Raw genomic sequence first — 5330 nt, forward strand, 5'->3', positions numbered from 1 at the left:
TCGGGCAGGAAGCGAAAGTATCAAGTCTCACACAGTAATGAAAGGAAGGTTTTTTTGTCTTCGGACAGATTAATCATTCGTCAGTACGTTGAGTGAGCGACCGGTTGGTAACACAACCGAAAACAGTAACAGGTTTGAACTGAAGAGTTTGATCCTGGCTCAGATTGAACGCTGGCGGCATGCCTTACACATGCAAGTCGAACGGCAGCACGGGAGCAATCCTGGTGGCGAGTGGCGAACGGGTGAGTAATACATCGGAACGTGTCCTGGAGTGGGGGATAGCCCGGCGAAAGCCGGATTAATACCGCATACGCTCTGAGGAGGAAAGGGGGGGATCGCAAGACCTCTCGCTCAAGGGGCGGCCGATGGCAGATTAGCTAGTTGGTGGGGTAAAGGCCTACCAAGGCGACGATCTGTAGCTGGTCTGAGAGGACGACCAGCCACACTGGGACTGAGACACGGCCCAGACTCCTACGGGAGGCAGCAGTGGGGAATTTTGGACAATGGGGGCAACCCTGATCCAGCAATGCCGCGTGTGTGAAGAAGGCCTTCGGGTTGTAAAGCACTTTTGTCCGGAAAGAAAACTTCGGGGTTAATACCCCTGGAGGATGACGGTACCGGAAGAATAAGCACCGGCTAACTACGTGCCAGCAGCCGCGGTAATACGTAGGGTGCGAGCGTTAATCGGAATTACTGGGCGTAAAGCGTGCGCAGGCGGTCCGCTAAGACCGATGTGAAATCCCCGGGCTTAACCTGGGAACTGCATTGGTGACTGGCGGGCTAGAGTATGGCAGAGGGGGGTAGAATTCCACGTGTAGCAGTGAAATGCGTAGAGATGTGGAGGAATACCGATGGCGAAGGCAGCCCCCTGGGCCAATACTGACGCTCATGCACGAAAGCGTGGGGAGCAAACAGGATTAGATACCCTGGTAGTCCACGCCCTAAACGATGTCAACTAGTTGTCGGGTCTTCATTGACTTGGTAACGTAGCTAACGCGTGAAGTTGACCGCCTGGGGAGTACGGTCGCAAGATTAAAACTCAAAGGAATTGACGGGGACCCGCACAAGCGGTGGATGATGTGGATTAATTCGATGCAACGCGAAAAACCTTACCTACCCTTGACATGTATGGAATCCTGCTGAGAGGTGGGAGTGCCCGAAAGGGAGCCATAACACAGGTGCTGCATGGCTGTCGTCAGCTCGTGTCGTGAGATGTTGGGTTAAGTCCCGCAACGAGCGCAACCCTTGTCCCTAGTTGCTACGCAAGAGCACTCCAGGGAGACTGCCGGTGACAAACCGGAGGAAGGTGGGGATGACGTCAAGTCCTCATGGCCCTTATGGGTAGGGCTTCACACGTCATACAATGGTCGGAACAGAGGGTCGCCAAGCCGCGAGGTGGAGCCAATCCCAGAAAACCGATCGTAGTCCGGATCGCACTCTGCAACTCGAGTGCGTGAAGCTGGAATCGCTAGTAATCGCGGATCAGCATGCCGCGGTGAATACGTTCCCGGGTCTTGTACACACCGCCCGTCACACCATGGGAGTGGGTTTTACCAGAAGTGGCTAGTCTAACCGCAAGGAGGACGGTCACCACGGTAGGATTCATGACTGGGGTGAAGTCGTAACAAGGTAGCCGTATCGGAAGGTGCGGCTGGATCACCTCCTTTCTCGAGCTAACGTGTCAATGCGTTGAGCGCTCACGCTTATCGGCTGTGAATTAGGACAGTAAGTCAGACAGACTGAGGGGTCTGTAGCTCAGTCGGTTAGAGCACCGTCTTGATAAGGCGGGGGTCGATGGTTCGAATCCATCCAGACCCACCATTGTCTTGTCTGCGATGGCTGCGCTAGTCGATGAACCCCGAAGTGTGATGATGAACTGTGCATGACTGGGGGATTAGCTCAGCTGGGAGAGCACCTGCTTTGCAAGCAGGGGGTCGTCGGTTCGATCCCGTCATCCTCCACCAATTTCCAATGCCAAGTGTTCTGTGAATATGCAGAGCGGTTTGCATTGGCAATTGAGCCAGTCAGAGTGATATGCGGTTATAGCAACCGTGATATCGGCTGTCGTTCTTTAACAATCAGGAAGAAGTAGTAAAGAGATTCACGAAAGCATACTTAGAGATGGGTGTGTGAGTAGGTGAATCAGGGTTGTGATTGTATCAATGTATGAAAAGGTAATCGAAAGATTGCCTTGGAATACGGCGCAACACGAATACTCAACCTGTAGCGAGTGCGAATCGACATGAGCAATCATGAGAGAGACACACCCGTTATAGGGTCAAGCGAACAAGTGCATGTGGTGGATGCCTTGGCGATCACAGGCGATGAAGGACGCGGTAGCCTGCGAAAAGCGGTGGGGAGCTGGCAAACGAGCTTTGATCCACCGATATCCGAATGGGGAAACCCACTCCTTATGGAGTATCCATGACTGAATACATAGGTCATGAGAAGCGAACGCGGTGAACTGAAACATCTAAGTAACCGCAGGAAAAGAAATCAACCGAGATTCCCAGAGTAGTGGCGAGCGAAATGGGACCAGCCTGCATTCTTTATCTGTACCGTTAGTCGAAAGCTCTGGAAAGTGCTGCCATAGCAGGTGATAGCCCTGTAGACGAAAACGGAATGGAAGAACTAGGTATGCGACAAGTAGGGCGGGACACGTGAAATCCTGTCTGAAGATGGGGGGACCATCCTCCAAGGCTAAATACTCGTGATCGACCGATAGTGAACCAGTACCGTGAGGGAAAGGCGAAAAGAACCCCGGGAGGGGAGTGAAATAGATCCTGAAACCGCATGCATACAAACAGTCGGAGCCTCGCAAGGGGTGACGGCGTACCTTTTGTATAATGGGTCAGCGACTTACATTCAGTGGCAAGCTTAACCGATTAGGGCAGGCGTAGCGAAAGCGAGTCCGAACAGGGCGATTCAGTCGCTGGGTGTAGACCCGAAACCAGGTGATCTATCCATGGCCAGGATGAAGGTGCGGTAACACGTACTGGAGGTCCGAACCCACTAACGTTGAAAAGTTAGGGGATGAGCTGTGGATAGGGGTGAAAGGCTAAACAAACCTGGAAATAGCTGGTTCTCTCCGAAAACTATTTAGGTAGTGCCTCGTGTATCACCTTCGGGGGTAGAGCACTGTCATGGTTGTGGGGTCCATTGCGGATTACTACGCCATAGCAAACTCCGAATACCGAAGAGTGCAATCACGGGAGACAGACATCGGGTGCTAACGTCCGGTGTCAAGAGGGAAACAACCCAGACCGCCAGCTAAGGTCCCCAAATATGGCTAAGTGGGAAACGAAGTGGGAAGGCTAAAACAGTCAGGAGGTTGGCTTAGAAGCAGCCATCCTTTAAAGAAAGCGTAATAGCTCACTGATCGAGTCGTCCTGCGCGGAAGATGTAACGGGGCTAAGCCATATACCGAAGCTGCGGATGCACATTTATGTGCATGGTAGGAGAGCGTTCCGTAAGCCTGCGAAGGTGCATTGAAAAGTGCGCTGGAGGTATCGGAAGTGCGAATGCTGACATGAGTAGCGATAAAGGGGGTGAAAGGCCCCCTCGCCGTAAGCCCAAGGTTTCCTACGCAACGTTCATCGGCGTAGGGTGAGTCGGCCCCTAAGGCGAGGCAGAAATGCGTAGCTGATGGGAAGCAGGTTAATATTCCTGCACCATTGTTAAATGCGATGGGGGGACGGATCGCGGAAGGTTGTCCGGGTGTTGGAAGTCCCGGTCCTTGCATTGGAGAAGGCGCTTAGGCAAATCCGGGCGCGGAATTCAAGGGTGCGAGGCCATTCACTCAGGTGAAGAAGCAATCGGAAGTGGTTCCAAGAAAAGCCTCTAAGCTTCAGTTTAACAAGACCGTACCGCAAACCGACACAGGTGGGCGAGATGAGTATTCTAAGGCGCTTGAGAGAACTCGGGAGAAGGAACTCGGCAAATTGGTACCGTAACTTCGGGATAAGGTACGCCCCTGTAGCTTGATGCCCCTGCGGGCAAAGGGTGAAGGGGTTGCAATAAACTGGTGGCTGCGACTGTTTAATAAAAACACAGCACTCTGCAAACACGAAAGTGGACGTATAGGGTGTGACGCCTGCCCGGTGCCGGAAGATTAAATGATGGGGTGCAAGCTCTTGATTGAAGTCCCGGTAAACGGCGGCCGTAACTATAACGGTCCTAAGGTAGCGAAATTCCTTGTCGGGTAAGTTCCGACCTGCACGAATGGCGTAACGATGGCCACACTGTCTCCTCCCGAGACTCAGCGAAGTTGAAGTGTTTGTGATGATGCAATCTCCCCGCGGCTAGACGGAAAGACCCCATGAACCTTTACTGTAGCTTTGCATTGGACTTTGAACCGATCTGTGTAGGATAGGTGGGAGGCTATGAAGCGTGGACGCCAGTCTGCGTGGAGCCGTCCTTGAAATACCACCCTGGTTTGTTTGAGGTTCTAACCTTGGCCCGTAATCCGGGTCGGGGACAGTGCATGGTAGGCAGTTTGACTGGGGCGGTCTCCTCCCAAAGTGTAACGGAGGAGTACGAAGGTACGCTAGGTACGGTCGGAAATCGTGCTGATAGTGCAATGGCATAAGCGTGCTTAACTGCGAGACCGACAAGTCGAGCAGGTGCGAAAGCAGGTCATAGTGATCCGGTGGTTCTGTATGGAAGGGCCATCGCTCAACGGATAAAAGGTACTCTGGGGATAACAGGCTGATACCGCCCAAGAGTTCATATCGACGGCGGTGTTTGGCACCTCGATGTCGGCTCATCTCATCCTGGGGCTGTAGCCGGTCCCAAGGGTATGGCTGTTCGCCATTTAAAGAGGTACGTGAGCTGGGTTTAAAACGTCGTGAGACAGTTTGGTCCCTATCTGCCGTGGGCGCTGGATATTTGAAGGGGGCTGCTCCTAGTACGAGAGGACCGGAGTGGACGAACCTCTGGTGTACCGGTTGTCACGCCAGTGGCATCGCCGGGTAGCTATGTTCGGAAGAGATAACCGCTGAAAGCATCTAAGCGGGAAACTCGCCTTAAGATGAGATATCCCCGGGGCTTCGAGCCCCTTGAAGGGTCGTTCAAGACCAGGACGTTGATAGGTCAGGTGTGTAAGCGCAGTAATGCGTTCAGCTAACTGATACTAATTGCCCGTAAGGCTTGATCCTATAACAGGTGTGTTTCGCCATGAGTTAGCGCTTCAGCGCTTACTCAGGGCAACCCCCGAAGGGGGCACATGTGAACCCCCAGACGGGTTTGCAGAACACACAGGTTGAGATCAGTGTTGTGCCAGAAACAACACAACCCCCGAATCTCCCTCTGGTGAGCATCACCAGAAACTA

General features: G+C 53.1%; 2 tRNA genes and 2 rRNA genes. All 4 read left to right on the forward strand.

Going from position 1 to position 5330, the window contains the following annotated elements:
- The first annotated feature begins 136 nt into the window (after nucleotides 1-136).
- Nucleotides 137-1667: ribosomal RNA gene (locus A6V37_RS37525) — 16S ribosomal RNA — on the forward strand.
- A 77-nt stretch (nucleotides 1668-1744) separates the two neighbouring features.
- Nucleotides 1745-1821 (forward strand) — tRNA-Ile (locus A6V37_RS37530).
- Between the two features lie 67 nt (nucleotides 1822-1888).
- Nucleotides 1889-1964: transfer RNA gene (locus A6V37_RS37535), tRNA-Ala, on the forward strand.
- A 312-nt stretch (nucleotides 1965-2276) separates the two neighbouring features.
- Nucleotides 2277-5156: ribosomal RNA gene (locus tag A6V37_RS37540) — 23S ribosomal RNA — on the forward strand.
- The 16S and 23S rRNA genes sit together here with 2 tRNA genes alongside, the layout of an rRNA operon.
- Nucleotides 5157-5330: the final 174 nt, after the last annotated feature.

Origin of the sequence: Paraburkholderia ginsengiterrae (assembly GCF_001645125.1) — a bacterium.
GTDB classification, from domain to species: domain Bacteria; phylum Pseudomonadota; class Gammaproteobacteria; order Burkholderiales; family Burkholderiaceae; genus Paraburkholderia; species Paraburkholderia ginsengiterrae.